Genomic DNA, 15,340 nt, shown 5'->3' with positions numbered 1-15,340 from the left:
CCGTTCTGCGGCGCGTTCGTGCGCTTCGCCCGTGGACTGCAAGTGCCCGATGGCATTGTCGAATACCTGCTTGATGATCAGATGCACAGCACCGCGGGTCAGCATCCGGTGGGCGCCGCCTATCGGCAACAGCAGCGGTGTCGTTTCGCCGCTGTAGGGGAGGGCCGCGAGATCGTAGTGTCGGCGATACCGTGCGAATTCTGTCATTAGTTCCGTCGTTGCTGGAAGCAAACGTTCCTTGTCGCCCTTGCCGGTGATCGACAGCCACCATCGGTCCTGGCCGTTGCGGTCCCGCCGCCTAAAAAAGCCCCCCATCGGATTGCTCACGACTTCCGAAATGCGCAGACCCATCAGATACAAGAGCGAAATCAGCCAGCGCACCCGCGCGTGGTGCTCCTGCTCGCGGGCAGTGTCACGCGGCATCGCGTCGATCGAGGCCTTGACGGCCTGCCAGAGATCGTCCTCCAGGAATCGCGTTACCCGTGGCTTGGCCTTGCGCGTGCGTTGGCGCCACAGAGACAGCGGATTGCCGGCCAGGTAGCCGGCGTTCACCAATCAGGCGAAGAACGTATTCAGAATCACAATCGCCTGTCGTTCGCTCGTAGGTGAGAGTGGCCCCGCGAACGGGCGCCAGGATGGGTCTGCGCGGGCCGCTTTGCGACCGGCCATCACCCAGCGCTGCGCCGGTTGCGGGTCGGCCAGAAAGCGCCGATAGAGGAGCAGGTCTTCGTGCGTGAGCGAGGAAACGGGTCTCCTCAGTTCTGTGGTCGACCACAGCAGAAGGCGTTCGGACTCCTTACGGTAGGTGTCGAAGGTCGCTCCTGTGTCGACGAAGCGCGCGAGCCACCCCTTGATGGCGTCGACGTCATTTTGCGCCGCAATTTGAGGACGGTTGCCGAGCGCGCGGTTTGTGCCGAGGCTACCGTCGAGCTCGGACGGCAGAGACAACTGCTCGAGCGGCTTAAGCGACAAAAGGGCGCCGTCGGACACACGGAGGGGCTCAGAAAATGGCATGGCGAGGTAGGCGTGGCCAATTCAAACAATACGTTATTTTACTCGACATTATCGTCATAATGTCTAAATTCTAGGTTTTGTTTCAAGTTAATTAACGTTATACGTTATATTATTTATATCCAAACTTACCGGAAGAGCCCACCATGGATGCCTCACTTGCCCTGGAGGCTCAGCTGCACGCGGAAATAGAGCTACTGCGCGGGCAGTTCCCACGCACGCAGGAGCTGTATCGCGAGGTCTGCGTGCTGCTGTTTTTTAGGCACGGCATCGCGCCGACCGCGAACCGGCTCTATCAACTGGTGAAAAAGGGCAGCATGAACGCGCCGGCCGAGGCGCTGGCGCGCTTTTGGGCCACCCTGCGTGAAAAGAGCCGGGTGCGCATCGAGCATCCGGATCTCCCGGCGGAGCTGCAGTCCGCGACGGGCGAGCTGGCCGCGGCGCTCTGGACGCGGGCGGTCGACGTGGCGCAAGGAGAACTGGCCGCCGCGCAGCTCGAGGCGCAACGCTCGGTCGCGGACGCACGGGCTCGGCAGGTTCAGGCCGAGGCCGAACGGGACCAGTTGCGGCAGGAACTGACGGGCAGTGCGGCCGCGCTGGACGGCGCGCAGACTCGCAACGCAGAACTGGACCAGGCACTGGCCGTCGCCGTGGCCACGGCATCGGCGCTCCAGGATCAGCTAGGCCTCGCGCAACGGGGCGAACAGCAGTTGCAACTGGCGCTCGAAACCGCTCGGCGTGACTTCGCCTATGAACTGGACAAGCTGCGCGCCGACGGCGCCCTAGCGCAGGAGCGGCTTAAAGCCACCGAAACCCGGGCGCTGCTGGAAATCGACCGCGAGCGGCAAGCGGCCGCACGGTTGCAGAAGGGACTTGACGCCGCTAGCCGTAAAGCGGAGCAGGGTGTGAGCCGGCATCAACAGGAGGTGCAGAAGCTGCAGGGGCAACTCGGGGATCTGCGTCAGCAGCTCGGTGTTCTGGAGGGTAATCTGAATGCGCTGCGCACCGCGAACGCGCGTTATATCGATGAAGCAGCGCAGGTGCGTGAGCAGCGAGACCAGCTGGCGCTATCACTGGCGAATGCCACCGCAAAGCAGAAGGTGCCGAAGACAAAGCAGACCGCCGGCGTGCGCACAAGCAGTGCGCCGGTGCGCAAATCTCCGCGCACGAAAAAGCTTTGATTTTTCTCGGCCGTAATATTCGGGCCCGATGAGGCCTCGTAGTCAACGCGCTCGGTAAACAAACGCGGGAAACGTGAACCGCGTTCGCGACCTGCTCGCGCGCTCATGCGTGCGGTGGTTGCTGAACCCGGTTACGAATGCGTGGTCTGCCTCTGGTGGACTTTTTCGTGCTTGTCGCCCTTTCGTTGGTTACAGCAGACCTCTCTCGACCCGGTACATTGTTGCCAGGGCGACGACTAGTATGAGCCGTAACCGTGTTTGAACAATTTCCGCCTCAAGCCCGCTTTATTGAATCACATCCGGGTTGAAGACTATCGCTTTTCAAGCCTGCTTGCTCCAGTTATCAGATGTGGCGATTTTTGGGCCGATGGCGTTCTGCTCAATGGCGCGCCGCGACCGCCCGCCGATCCGCCCCTGTGACCGCGCTGGAAGCGACGAACCGTTTTAAGGCGACCCGGACAATAGCCGATGTTGTGCCGTGCGAGATCGACGATCAGCACAGAGAAGCTCGCGACTGGAGCCTACCAGGGCTGCCGTCCACGTCCTTACTCAGGCATGATATTATTGGTCATGGCTGATAAAAAAATTTACGATGACCGCCACACCATCGCAAAGCGTCGAGGGAACGGCGAACTGCGACGGGAAGTGTGGGTTGATAAATCTGGCAGGGTGACGCGCTACAACCTCGCGTACATCAATCATGACGTGCACCAGGGCGACAATGGGCGGGTGGTGGGTTATGACAATGCGCATGGGTTTCACCACCGGCATTACTTCGGCCAGGTGGAGCCCGTCGAATTCGTCAACTTTGATGACATTGAAGAGCGGTTCGCGCGCGACTGGACCGCGTTACGGAGGGAAACATGAAGAACACAGTAATTGAAACCGGGACCGGGAGCGAGGCGGAGTTTTTCGCGCGGGGTCGGCGCATCGCGCAACAAGCCGATCGCGGAGCGCCGATTCCGGAAGCGCACATCGTCACCTTTGAAGATCCGGCCGACCTGGCGCGGCTGCTCACCGCAGCTCGCATTGGACTGTTCCAGGCAATCAAGGCTGAACCCGCCTCCATTACCGGCATTGCAACGCGGCTGCACCGTGATCGCAGCGCCGTGAAGCGGGACGTCGACGCGCTGCTGCGCGCTGGTCTAGTATCGGTTGAAACCGCGGTGAACGCGGGTCATGGCAATCACAAGGTGGTGCGTGCAGTGGCGTCGCGGGTCGATCTACATGTGTTGATTGACTGACGTTTGCTCCGCAGCGGCTAGTTGTTATCGTGGTTTAAATTGCGTTACCGTCACACCCGAACTTGGTTCACGACCGAATGATATGGTCTGCTAATTGTTATTAGCAGACAAGCGTTTAATGGATAAAATCGGTGGTATATCGGATCGAACCACGGTTTCGACCTAATCATCTGCTTTAAGTCGCGTTTTTGGCAGTTTTCGGCACGTGCAACGCATCGAGCCGGGCGTGATCGCGCGTCGCTACTACGATCCGGATGAACCCCGCCATTTACCTCACGCCGCTAGCGCCGAGGCGATGACGCGGTTTCTGGGTACGATGCTCGAAGACCTGGTGCAGCTCGCCCTGCGTCATGGCTCCGCCGTGCTCGCGACGCACCTGAAGGCCTCCATCAAGCAGCACGGCAGCGCGAAGCTGACGGCGGTCACCTTGCGCATGGTCGAGCAGGCCTCGCGTCTGGCGGCGGCAACGCCGTCGCTCGATCACGGCGTGGGCCTGTGGTTTCGCCCGCTGATTGCCCGGCGTCTGACGGGGGAGGGGATCGACTCGCTCGGTGCGCTGATCGACGTGTGCAACGCACGCGGCGGCAGCTGGTGGCGCTCGATCCCGCGCATCGGTGCGCACCGCGCCCGGGTGATCGTCGCGTGGTTGCGCCGCTACGAACCCGACCTGGGCAAGCGCGTCGAGGCCGATGTCGATACCGAGCCGCTGGTGCCGGTCGCGGGGCTCGGCAACGTGATCGTGATCGGTGGCCCGGTGGAGGCGCCGCGCCTGGCGCCGTTCGAGCGGCTCGCGATTCCGACGGCGCTCTCGGGCGAGCACGGCACGAATCGCGGCCGGGACTTTGCGTTTATTCGCGCCGAGCACGACCTGGCCGCCGTGCACGCTTATCTGAATCGCTATCGCGACCGGCCGCCCACGCTGCGCGCGTACACGCGCGAGCTCGAACGTCTTGTCTTGTGGCTTGTGATCGTTCGGGGCGTGGCGCTCTCGTCGATGACGGTGGAAGATTGCGAAGCGTACAAGGATTTCCTCAAAGCGCCAATTGAGACCTTTGTCGGACCGAAGCGCTCGCGAGCGAGCGGGCGTTGGCGCCCATTTGCGACTAACGGACTCGCCCCGGAAAGTCAGGCTTATGCTGTCAGAACCATTCGCGCGGCGTTCGCCTGGCTGACATCAGTGCGCTATCTGGCTGGCAACCCGTGGCACGCAGTGACCGATCCCGTGACCGTGTCGCGCGAAGCGCAGGTGCAGGTCGAACGGGCCTTGCCCCATGAGCTTTGGGCGACAGTGCGCGCAGAGCTCGACGCCCGATGTGCGGGAGAGGATCTCGGCGGTTTCAAGCCGAAACCGGACGAGGCGCGCCAATGGCGAATCGCGCGCGCGGCCATTTTACTCATGGGCGATTCGGGTTTGCGCCGGGATGAAGCGACCCACGCGCGCCGGGAAGACTTGGGTCTCGCGCAGATCAAGCCGAAGCGCAGCACGAGGAAGGCGGGAAGGGTAACCTCAAACGATCTCAACTTGAAGGACGGCCAAGCGAGAAGTGAAGAGGGCATGGTCGACGCCGTACCGGTTGCGGTCTGGGCGCTGATGGTCATCGGCAAGCGCCAGAAGGAGCGCACTGTGCCGGTGAGCGGGCCGGCCATTGCCGCGTTGCGCGCGCATTGGCAAGATGGGGGGCGGGATTTTGATGCGCCGGACGCGTGCGGCCCGCTGATTGTGCCGATTGTGATCAACGGCACCGACGCGTCAATTGCCAAGCACGGGGACGATCTGGCGGAGGCAACTCACGCGCCGTACTCACCGGATGCGCTCGCGCATCTCGCTCGAAGTGCGATCCAGCGTATCGCGAGCGAGCTGTTGCGCGAAGGCGTGCTGTCTCACGACGCGCACGCGAAGCTTGTGCAGACTTCGGCGCACGCATTCCGGCACACATTCGGCACCCGTGCTGTGGCGCGCGAGATGCCTATTGACGTAGTGCAGCGAATCCTCGGGCACGCATCGCTGCAGACGACGTCCATTTATGTGCACGCTGAGCGCGCCCGGATGCTCGACGCTGCCGCGCAGTATTATGCCGGCGACCAGGACTAACGGCAAAAGCCAGACCATGACACAAAAGCCGAAGAAACGAAAAGCCGCAAAAGGAGGGGCGCCCCTTAGCCGAACGGACTTGTTGCCAATGGCGGCATCCCTCGCGCGGTCTATCTCGCTGAAAAACCACATGGCGCTTGCCGTATTCAAGACGGGGCAGGGCAACCTCGATCTGGCGAGCGAACTGCTGAAGACCTTGTACTGGGCGTTCTATTTATGTGACAGCAAGGAATTGACCGAGCGGGAGGAAGATTTTATCGCCGCCGAACTCAGCCTCAAGGCATGCCTCATCGAGGCGCAAGACACGGATCAGTGGAAAATCGCTGAGGCCGACGCCCTTCACATGGAAGTGATTCTGAATCTTCACGATAAGCAGTTGGCGTCTACGCCGGTCCATCGGCTGAGCGAGGCAAAGAAGCGTCTTGGCCGGCTCATGGAGAGAAACGAGGGTTTTCCGAGCTTTGCTATCGAGCGCAGGTCCCGTGAGCACGGAGCACAGACTACGCAGGGCGATGCCGCGGGAGCGTAAGACCTTAGGTGAGCGCGCCGCTTCGTCTGTGCAGGTCGTGCGCGAGGTTCAGCAATCTTTGAATTGTTGCCGACGGCAGGCGTGCCAAGCGAAAAGACGTTAGTCTTCCGCCAGCTTCGGACTTACAAATAAGGAATCAGACCCGCGCTCATTGTCGGTTTGCTCAAGCGCCGTTGGAGGGCTGATGTAGGAGCCAACTTCCTTGATCGGCTAATTTTGGTCTTTCGTCGCCACGCGACTTGCGGCTTTGGCTTCTCTTGCCGACTGCATCGCTTTTAAATCTGTGCGTGAAATAGTCGAACCTCCGCGGAGGAAGCGTTTGGACACAAAATATCCAGCGCTCGTTGCGCATTGCCAATGTGGCGCGGTCGAGCTTAGTGCCTGGGGTCGGCCCATTATGGTCAATGCGTGCTACTGCGACGACTGTCAGGCGGCAGCTCGACGTCTTGCTGCATCCGCCGATTCCGGGCGAGCGTCCAGGGTGAACGACGGCAGGGAGTTCATGGTGTTCCGCCGCGATCGCATCGCGTGCACGCGAGGCGCAGACCGACTCCAGGCGATGAGGCTGACCGGCTCCTCGAAGACCCGACGGATGAGCGGCCTTGGGTGTCGGCGTTCCGCGCCCCTTTCGGAGCGGATGCGCCACCGGTGCAAATGCGGATTTGTACGCAATCCAAACGCTCAACAAAAAAGGTCGAAGCCGGCGTGCCCAGCCATCCCGGATACCCACTCGCGATGATGATCCGGATTTTGGCTGCCTGGCCGATCATGCTGTTCAGCAGGCCGGTCGGCGCTTTACCGTAGCGCGATTGTTCAATGCCATTGCATGCGCCAATGGCCGTATTGGCAAATGTTGTAAGAGACCGTTTCAAAAAGACTGCTCCGTACGCTTAAAGCTGTTCCAGCAGACGAGGGAGCAACCGAGTTTGAGGAATGCTTCGTGAATGTCGGCGCGACGCTCGAAGCGAATGCGAAGACGACGAAAGTTGTGGAGCCATGCGTGAGTGCGCTCGACCACCCAGCGATATTTACCGAGACCACTGCCGTGCTCGGTACGGCGCTTCGCGATCACCGGCTTAATGCCGCGTTTGCGAAGTTTCCGGCGATGTGGTTCGGAGTCGTAGCCGCGATCGGCGTAAATGACTTTGGGCTTTTGGAGCGGCCGGCCATGTGCGCCGCGAATCGGCGCAATGGCATCGACGAGCGGCAGCAATTGGGTGACGTCGTTGCGGTTCGCGCCGGTCAGGATGGCACTGATGGGACGCCATTCGCATCGACGAGGATGTGATGTTTGGAACCGGGTCGCGAGCGATCCGTGGGGTTCGGGCCAGTTTTTCGCCCGCCCCAACGGCTCGCACCGACGATGAATCGACCGCTGCTCGTGAGAAATCGAGCTTGCCGGCATCGCGTAACTTCGTGAGCAGCAACTGGTGCAGCCGGTCCCACACGCCGGCCTTTTGCCAGTCGCGCAAGCGCCACCAGCAGGTCGGGCCCGAACCAAATCCCAACTTGATTGACAGGTCGCACCAGCGTATCCCGGTCTTGAACACGAACAGGATGCCGTTCAGTGCAGCCCGGTCCGGAACCGGGCGGCGGCCTGGATATTTCTTGCGTCGCGGCTTTGGCGGCGGCAGCAAAGGTTCGATTAATGCCCACAGCTCGTCATCAATGATCGGCGTGCCCATCCCCTTGGTTCCTGTTGTTCAGATGGGCAAGGTTACAGCCCCCTCGGGGTCTTTTTGAAATGGTCTCTAAGGGCCGCATGACGAAAAACAGCGTCTCCGACGACTGCGCGGCAAGCAGCAGCCGCCGCAACGACTCGGCGCCAATGTGGTTCTGCCAGAGAATGAGCGCGCTGCAGCTGCCTGCTCTCAGGATCTGCTCAGTCGACCACAAGGCGTCGGCGTGGCGGTGCGGATCCACAACGGCCTGGCCAGGTCGATGCCGAAATACGCGTACGCGTGGGCGTAGGGCACCTGAGGCGGTTGCACGAGTGCGATCGATCCCGTTGATGCCGTGGCGAGCGCGGGGCGCAGCAGGCGCATTTCACCGATGCCGGGGTGCGACACCAGAAGCTCGATCAGCGTGCCGACCGGCCAGCCGCCACCTGGCAGCTGCGCCGAGAGCGCCGCATATCCCGTGTCCATCGTGCGTCCAAAGGCACGGGCGAGCTGAGAACCGCGCCAAAGCGCGGGATGAATATCTTCGACGTTGCGGGGAAGGGCTGACACAGCGAACCACTGTATATACATACAGTATCGAACACCTCTTTTCACCCCGAGCAAGTCACTGAACAGCGGCGCTCACGCGCCGAGAAAAAGCGCAGGAGCCGCTAGGGCTCCCGCGCTGTGGCGTGGCTGGCGTGGGAAACACGGCTGTTGCGCTCCATCCTTTGTCCGTCGTTCTAACCGCGTTGCAACAGCCCTTCAAAGCCGCCTCTTATCCGTCGCATAGCACGAGCCGAACGCGGCGCAAGGGTTCGCTTCGCCACGCCTGTCACCCGTTCGGTACTCGCCTGCGGCTGTGCTCCGCATGCGGCTTCCGGTCTTGCCCTGGCACCTCGCCCGGCCCGTGCAACCCATGCGCCGAGGCGGCTCCGAAGAGCAGATGCAACAGAACGACAGAAAAAGGACGAAACCATGAGCACACCATCCCCCCACACCAGCCACACCACCGACACCGCGGGCGTTCCCCTCGCACCCCCCGAGGCTCACCAAAGAGCAGTAACGAAGGGCGATGTGCGAATCGTGGAGATGAATGGTTCACGCATTCACATGGAACATGACGGACATCAGTGGTGGAACCTGCGCGTCGAAGCGGCTTAAAGCTTTCTTAATCATAATTAGGATAACAAACCAGATGTCGAATAAGTCCACACAACAAAAACACGCAACGACGACCGGCAACCATCCGAAAGAGCTGGTCAAACTGATTCAGCAAATGAGTCGTCGGCATCATACGCTCGACGTGTTTTCTGATTTCGTGGAACTGTCTGCGGTGTCGATCAGTAACGCGATCGACAAGACGCAATTTGAAGCACGCGAGCGCCGCTATCTTGAGATCGTCGCAAAATACACCCTGGAAGAGGTACAGACCTTTCCCAAGATGCTGGCCGAACTGGTCATGAGCTTTGAGGATGAAACGGGGCGGGCTCAAAATTGAAGCGCAACACCGAAGCGTATAAGGTGTTGTAATGCACAAAGCGAATCAGTACGAGCAGTTGCAAGCCGAGGAACGTCTGGAGATTGCGAGCCTGCGTCAACGGGGATTGAGTATTCGGGCCATGGCCCGAATACTCGGGCGCTCGGCCTCTACGCTCAGCCGTGAACTGAGGCGCAATAGCTCTGTGCTCGGTTATGTCCCAGCGGCGGCGCACGCGCTCAGTTCGGCGCGACGAGCTGACACTGCCGTCACGCCCAAACTCGGGCCTCACAGCGCCTGCTGGAGGGTCGTCCTTACGCTGCTGGAGTGGCGTTGGTCGCCTCAGCAAATCTCTGGAGTCCTCAAGCGTATGTTTCCCACCGATCCGACTTTGCAGATCTCGCACGAAACGATTTACACAACCATCTACGCCCACCCAGGCGGAGAATTACGGCGTCAACTTATTGCTTGTTTGCGTCGTGCTCATCGCGCCCGCATGTCGCGCACACGGGGCAATGATCGTCGCTGGCAAATTCCCAATATGGTCAGCATTCATGTGCGCCCACCTGAAATCGAGGATCGCGTGATGCCCGGGCACTGGGAGGGCGACTTCATCAAAGGCGAAGGCAATCGCTCCTCAGTTGGCGTGTTGGTGGAGAGAACAAGCCGTCTGGTACTGCTCGCCAAGATGAACGATGCCACAGCCGAATCTGCACTGGCCGGCTTCTCGGCCAAGCTCAACTCGATTCCCGAACACTTGCGTCAAAGCTTCACTTACGACCAGGGGCGTGAGCTCTCACGACATCAAGAACTTGCCGCTCAAACTGGCGTGAACGTCTATTTTTGCGATCCACATAGCCCGTGGCAGCGCGGAACTTGTGAAAATACCAATGGCCTGTTGCGCGAGTACTTGCCCAAAGGCACCGACCTTTCCGTCCATAGTCAGGCGGACCTCGACATCATTGCCGACAGCTTGAACAACCGACCTCGTGCCACACACGCGTTTCATTCGCCCTTCGAGGTATTCGCCGCGACGCTACAAGCAGCGGATCTAGCAACGTCATCTAAACATTAACCTAGCTGTTGCACTTCGACTTGAGACCGCCCGGCGACTGGATCCGTGGGCGATGTGCTCGGTCCCATCTACATGGCAGTGGATCTCGGCAATGACCGCAGTGGTCAGTTTTTTACCCCGGGCGAAATATCAAAACTAATGGCCCGCCTGCTGGTCGGCGACGGTTCAGATGTGCGTGAACGAGGATTTTTTGCGGCTCAATGAGCCGGCGGCATGGTGATCGCCTACGCAGATGCGTTGCAGTCGGCCGGGATGAATTACCAAAACTCAATGCATGCGATTTGCGTCGAAAGCGACAAAGAAACGAAGCAAAGAAAACGCTTTCACCGCTCTACCCTAAGTGTCCACAGCGTGCAGTTTTTATTCATAGGTGCTCCAAAAGCACGGTGCTGCCAGAGCCACGGATGTGAACCCCTCTTTCCCCGAACACGGATACCCCACGCTTCGCCACCAGTGATTGAACCTGCCCAAGGTACACCCCGCGCTATCCGCGTGAACCACCCATCGAATTTGTACGAATGCCTAACAACGTCGCCGATCCACCAAGAAATAAGGTTACCGAAACACGTGTAGTCGCACCAACGGATTCCATGCAGCCGACCAGCCAACTCACGGAAGATTGAAATCGTAAATAGTCGACTCGCCGTGGTCTGGGAGCTGGCCACGCGCCTCTGCTGCGCAGGCCACTCAACCAAGCGACCAAAACGGGAGGTACCTGACTGATGATGCTTCGATCGGTTGAACACGAGATGGTGAGGCCACCGATGTATTTCAGATCGTGCGAGATTTTAATCAGTGAGATTTCATCTGGAACAGACCAGTCCTCGCTCCAGGTGAAATCTGGTTTGGGCTGCGAGCGCCTTTGTCAGTTCACCCTGTAGTTCCGTCTGCCCATAGGGATAGCAAATGACACTTGCGAGTTTCACTTTCGATCCTGGTTCGTCCCATTCCGCGCGCACCAGATGTTCTACGTCATGTCTATAGTCGATATCGGAAAGCAGCAATACGACGGATCTGTAGCCCCGCTGATATAACCACATTCTGCCTTGATCGGGCGCGAACACCAAGTTGTAGCGTTGCGCGACGCTAAGGCCCCCGGGCGCGTTATCGGAATACATGGGACCAACGGTGCCTTGACCTTATCTCGTTGCGCCAGCCGCAGTGCGGCCGAGCGCGCGGTTTCGCCAGTCGAGCCTTGTAATACCGCAATGCCCTCGACTTTGTGCCCACTCAGAATTCGCCCCCGACATCAACATTACTTCGCGACCCATCGCGAGCAGTCGCCGAGTCCAGTGTTGGGTCCCCCCAAAGCTTCCATTCCGATCGGGCATTGAGATCGATTCGCGATGTGCTTAAATTCCAAGAATAATAAAGTGACAACATTCTTTTAGAAGTGTTGACACTTTTAATGTTTGCCTTAGACTGATGCTCATCGGGCGAACGGGCATCGCCGAATAACAGGTGTGCGGGCTCGCGTCAGCTTCGCCATTCCTTTGACGCAGCACGATCCGGAGTTGTCAGCATGTCGACTAATGCCAGCCGCCGTAGGTTCACGCAATCAATGGGTGCTGCTGCGCTCGCAGCCGCCTTTCCGTTTAAGGTGCGTGCGGCCGAGACGGCCAAAACTGGCTTTGCCGTGCAAACCGATCGATAAAAACGGCGGGAAGGAAACCTGCGCGGGAATAGCTGAATAACCTGCACTTGCGCAGTTTCCGAGAGGATCAAACAACTATTCACGGAGACGGAACATGAACAACACTGTAAAACTTGACCGTACGCTCGGGCTTTGGTCCGTCGTGCTCTTCGGCCTGGCTTATATGACACCGATGATCGCCTTCGGCACCTTCGGTGCGCTGGCCACGGCAAGCCAGGGGACGACGGGAATGGCCTATCTCGTGGCCACCGGGGCGATCCTTCTGACAGCCATCAGCTATGGCGTCATGGCGCGCGTCTATCCGTTTGCCGGATCGGCCTATACCTATGCTCGCAGATCGATCAATCCCAGCTTCGGATTCCTCGTCGGCTGGGCGGTCCTGCTCGATTATTTCTTCCTGCCGATGGTGGCCTGGCTGATCGGCGCCGCCTATCTGACATCCGCCTTCCCAACAATTCCGGCCTGGGTCTGGATCATCAGCTTTATTGGGTTGACCACCGCCGTCAACGTCATCGGCATCGCCTTTGCCAACTACATTAATTTCATCCTGATGCTGGTGCAGCTTGTGGTTGTCGCAGCCTTCATCTTTCTGGCTGCGCGATATGTCATTGCACTGAACGGCCCCGGCGGCCTTGCCTCCGTCAAGCCGTTCTTCTCGGCGCACGTGCCGTTCTCGGCTTCCGTCGCCGGCGCCGGCATTGCCGCTTATTCGTTTCTCGGTTTTGACGCAATATCGACGCTGACCGAAGAAACCAAGGACGCCGAGCGCACGATGCCAAGGGCGATCATAATCACAGCACTTGTCGGCGGCCTGGTCTTCATTCCCTCGGCCTATTTCGCGCAGCTTGCCCATCCGGGTTTCGAATTCGTTTCCGCCGATGCTGCGGCTACAGAAATCGCAAAGGCGATTGGCGGCGATCTGTTCGTCACGATCTTCCTCGCCACGCTCGTCGTTGCGCAGTTCACGGGCGGTCTGGCCGCGCAGGCAAGCGTCGGCCGTCTGCTCTACGCCATGGGACGCGACAAGGTGCTGCCACCATCCTTCTTTGGCAGACTGCATCCGAAGTGGCATACGCCGGTGCTCAACCTCTCTCTCGTCGGCCTCGTCGGCCTGCTGGCTCTGACCATGGACGTCACGACATCCACCTCCTTCATCAACTTCGGCGCATTCCTGGCCTTCGCGGCCGTCAATCTTTCAGTGATCGCTTTGTATTTCAAGGGCCATGCAGAGGTTAAGCCTCTGGGCGCTTTGATCGGCCTCGTCATCCCAACAGTCGCGGCGGTCTGCGATCTCTTCCTGCTCTGGAACCTCGACACCAACGCCAAGATCCTTGGTGTCGTCTGGCTGGCGGTCGGCGTTGCTTACCTTGCCTATCTCACACGCTTCTTCCAGACGGTCCCTCCGGAGATGGATTTCGGGGAATAAATCGTCACAATGAGGCCCGGTCTGGCCCTGCCTCACGCCAGAAACAGGCGAAACAGCGCCGCCTGGCTTGAGATGCTCAGCTTTGAGTAGGCCTAAGCAAGAGGTTAGTGTTCGGTTTCACAGCGGAACTCATCGAAAAACAGACCTTTCCTGGCATCCCAAAAGCAGACATGGACCGGCCCTCGCAGCAAGCACGCTTTGCCGCTGAAATGCAACAAGCCCTAAATAACGGAAACACACCCATGAACAAGCCACTGCAAACCCCTTCAGCGCTTCATCCCCTCGACCTGCCGGCAACCGAAATCGCAAGCGGGATCCGCGCGGGACAGTTCACCGCCGAGACAGTCGTATCGGAATCGATCCGCAGGGCAAAAACCGTGAACGCGGCATGCAATGCATTCACGGTGATCCGCGATGAGGAGGCAATGGTTTCAGCGCGCAACGCGGACCGGACAATCGCTGAAGGCAAGATCGGCGGTTCGCTTCAGGGCGTGCCTTTCGCGGCGAAGGATCTGACGCCGACGAAGGGAGACCGGACCACGCTTGGTTCCTGGACGTCGGGCGAATGGGTGCCGGAAGAAACTGCCCTCTGCATCCGGCGGCTTGAGGAGGCCGGCGCCATTCTCATCGGCAAGACGACGACACCGGAATTCGCCTGGTCAAGCTTCACGAATAGCCCGCGATGGGGGGCGACCCGCAATCCGTGGGATATGGAGAAGACCCCCGGCGGCTCTTCCGGCGGTTCGGGCGTTGCCGTCGCTACGGGTGTCGTTCCCTTTGCCGAGGGCAGCGACATGGGAGGCTCCGTGCGCATTCCTGCAGCTTTCTGCGGTGTGGTCGGGCTGAAGCCAAGCCTGGGACGCATCCCGATGACGATCCTGCCAAGCGTCTTTGACAACCTCTCGCATTTCGGGCCACTGGCTCGCACCGTGGGTGATGCCATCGCCTTCATGGATACGGCGAGCGGCCCGAGCGACGAAGACATCATGTCGCTACCCTTGAATTTTTCCGCAGAGACCGCGCGCAAGGGAAGTCTGGAAGGCAAACGTTTCGCCTTCTCCATGGATCTCGGTTACTACCATATCCAGCCGGAAGTCGACGTCGTCATCCGCGAGGCGATCGAGAAAATTCGCAGCCTGGGTGCCACCGTCGAAGAAGTGCCTATGCATTGGACCAGGGCCGTCAACGACCAATGGTTCGACGTCTGGTGCGTGTTCATGTCTTCTTTTTTTGGTGACCGGCTGAAGCAGCATGAACACCACATGGATCCCGCAGTCGTCGCGATTATCAAGCGTGGACTTGTTGCCAATGCGACGGACTACAAACGAGTGGAACTGCTCCGCACCTCGATGTGGCGGGACATGGCAAAGATTTTCGAAACCTACGATGCGCTGCTGTGCCCGACCTGCGCGATCACCGCAGCGACCCTGACCGAATGCGATGACGACTATATGACGACACTTGCGGACGGTCGTTTTGCAGGCCTTGACATGACCTGCCCCTTCAACATGGTGCCCCAGCTTCCTGCCCTGTCGCTGCCTGCCGGACTTGCGTCTAACGGTTTACCGGTGGGGCTTCAGGTCATCGGCCGGCGTTTTGCCGACGAACAGGTATTGTCTTTTGGCACAGCATTGGAAGCTTCTCTGTCTATGCAACGATGCGCAGCGAAGTGAAGTCGTTGCAATCCCTCCCTGCGTTGTCACCGATCACAAAGTGTGGCTTCAACAACTTCACTTTAGAGACCCGAGGGCCGACCATGACCACCAGGACGACGCGCTGCGCTTCGCGCACCGTCGGCCACGGCAGGGCACGATTCCCACTGTGCTACGGCACCGAACTCACATCGAATGCCATCCTTGCCAGATCAAAAGATCACAAGGTCGAGTGGCGCTACTTCGCGCCGGGCAAACCGATGCAAAACGACGCATGCGCGACGAACTGCTCAACGAGAGCCTGTTGAATTTTTGGCTTGAATTTAGCATCGCTA

At 59.5% G+C, this 15,340-nt stretch carries 13 protein-coding genes and 3 pseudogenes; 12 read left to right on the top strand and 4 right to left on the bottom strand.

Annotated features, from left to right (window positions below):
- Positions 1–552: pseudogene (locus tag ACMX25_RS37045) on the bottom strand (tyrosine-type recombinase/integrase); the annotation flags it as partial.
- A gap of 3 nt (positions 553–555) precedes the next feature.
- On the bottom strand, positions 556–990 hold the full coding sequence (locus ACMX25_RS37040; RefSeq protein WP_414954835.1) for a hypothetical protein: 435 nt from the start codon (positions 988–990) through the stop codon (positions 556–558).
- Positions 991–1,157: 167 nt separating this feature from the next.
- Here ACMX25_RS37040 and ACMX25_RS37035 point away from each other — a divergent pair, with 167 nt between their 5' ends.
- The 5 genes from ACMX25_RS37035 to ACMX25_RS37015 all read left to right on the top strand — a co-directional run bounded on the left by ACMX25_RS37035 (position 1,158) and on the right by ACMX25_RS37015 (position 6,057).
- Positions 1,158–2,192: a DNA-binding protein gene (locus ACMX25_RS37035; protein ID WP_414954834.1), complete on the top strand. Its 1,035-nt coding sequence runs from the start codon at positions 1,158–1,160 to the stop codon at positions 2,190–2,192.
- 570 nt (positions 2,193–2,762) lie between these two features.
- Positions 2,763–3,059, top strand: coding sequence for a toxin-antitoxin system TumE family protein (locus ACMX25_RS37030; protein WP_414954833.1), 297 nt, complete (start codon positions 2,763–2,765; stop codon positions 3,057–3,059).
- The gene (locus ACMX25_RS37025; RefSeq protein WP_414954832.1) at positions 3,056–3,436 is read left to right on the top strand and encodes an HVO_A0114 family putative DNA-binding protein; all 381 of its coding nucleotides are present in this window, start codon (positions 3,056–3,058) and stop codon (positions 3,434–3,436) included. Before ACMX25_RS37030 ends, ACMX25_RS37025 begins: the two co-directional genes overlap by 4 nt.
- A gap of 205 nt (positions 3,437–3,641) precedes the next feature.
- On the top strand, positions 3,642–5,528 hold the full coding sequence (locus ACMX25_RS37020) for a phage integrase family protein (protein ID WP_414954831.1): 1,887 nt from the start codon (positions 3,642–3,644) through the stop codon (positions 5,526–5,528).
- 88 nt (positions 5,529–5,616) lie between these two features.
- On the top strand, positions 5,617–6,057 hold the full coding sequence (locus ACMX25_RS37015) for a hypothetical protein (RefSeq protein WP_414954830.1): 441 nt from the start codon (positions 5,617–5,619) through the stop codon (positions 6,055–6,057).
- 868 nt (positions 6,058–6,925) lie between these two features.
- Here ACMX25_RS37015 and ACMX25_RS37010 read toward each other — a convergent pair.
- Both ACMX25_RS37010 and ACMX25_RS37005 read right to left on the bottom strand, forming a co-directional pair.
- Positions 6,926–7,742, bottom strand: a pseudogene (locus ACMX25_RS37010) (IS5 family transposase).
- A gap of 186 nt (positions 7,743–7,928) precedes the next feature.
- Entirely contained in the window at positions 7,929–8,309 is a 381-nt protein-coding gene (locus ACMX25_RS37005; protein WP_414954829.1) for a hypothetical protein, read from the bottom strand.
- Between the two features lie 387 nt (positions 8,310–8,696).
- On the opposite strand from ACMX25_RS37005, the gene ACMX25_RS37000 reads away from it, so the two are divergent.
- The 7 genes and pseudogenes from ACMX25_RS37000 to ACMX25_RS36970 form a co-directional block, all read left to right on the top strand.
- Positions 8,697–8,882 carry a hypothetical protein gene (locus ACMX25_RS37000; RefSeq protein ID WP_414954828.1) on the top strand — a complete coding sequence of 62 codons (186 nt, stop codon included), beginning with the start codon at positions 8,697–8,699 and terminating at the stop codon, positions 8,880–8,882.
- A 34-nt stretch (positions 8,883–8,916) separates the two neighbouring features.
- The gene (locus ACMX25_RS36995; RefSeq protein WP_414954827.1) at positions 8,917–9,219 is read left to right on the top strand and encodes a hypothetical protein; all 303 of its coding nucleotides are present in this window, start codon (positions 8,917–8,919) and stop codon (positions 9,217–9,219) included.
- Positions 9,220–9,250: 31 nt separating this feature from the next.
- Complete coding sequence (locus ACMX25_RS36990; RefSeq protein ID WP_414954826.1) at positions 9,251–10,273, top strand: IS30 family transposase; 1,023 nt, start codon at positions 9,251–9,253, stop codon at positions 10,271–10,273.
- A gap of 45 nt (positions 10,274–10,318) precedes the next feature.
- Complete coding sequence (locus ACMX25_RS36985) at positions 10,319–10,477, top strand: hypothetical protein (protein WP_414954825.1); 159 nt, start codon at positions 10,319–10,321, stop codon at positions 10,475–10,477.
- A gap of 1,544 nt (positions 10,478–12,021) precedes the next feature.
- Positions 12,022–13,353 carry an APC family permease gene (locus ACMX25_RS36980; RefSeq protein WP_414954824.1) on the top strand — a complete coding sequence of 444 codons (1,332 nt, stop codon included), beginning with the start codon at positions 12,022–12,024 and terminating at the stop codon, positions 13,351–13,353.
- Positions 13,354–13,595: 242 nt separating this feature from the next.
- Positions 13,596–15,026, top strand: coding sequence for an amidase (locus tag ACMX25_RS36975; RefSeq protein WP_414954823.1), 1,431 nt, complete (start codon positions 13,596–13,598; stop codon positions 15,024–15,026).
- 155 nt (positions 15,027–15,181) lie between these two features.
- A pseudogene (locus ACMX25_RS36970) lies at positions 15,182–15,309 on the top strand (integrase core domain-containing protein); the annotation flags it as partial.
- Positions 15,310–15,340: the final 31 nt, after the last annotated feature.

It is taken from the genome of Caballeronia eucalypticola (assembly GCF_047608185.1).
Classification (GTDB): Bacteria; Pseudomonadota; Gammaproteobacteria; order Burkholderiales; family Burkholderiaceae; genus Caballeronia.
Note: the sequence above shows the minus strand (reverse complement) of the source record. Positions and strands in the feature narration are given on the sequence as shown.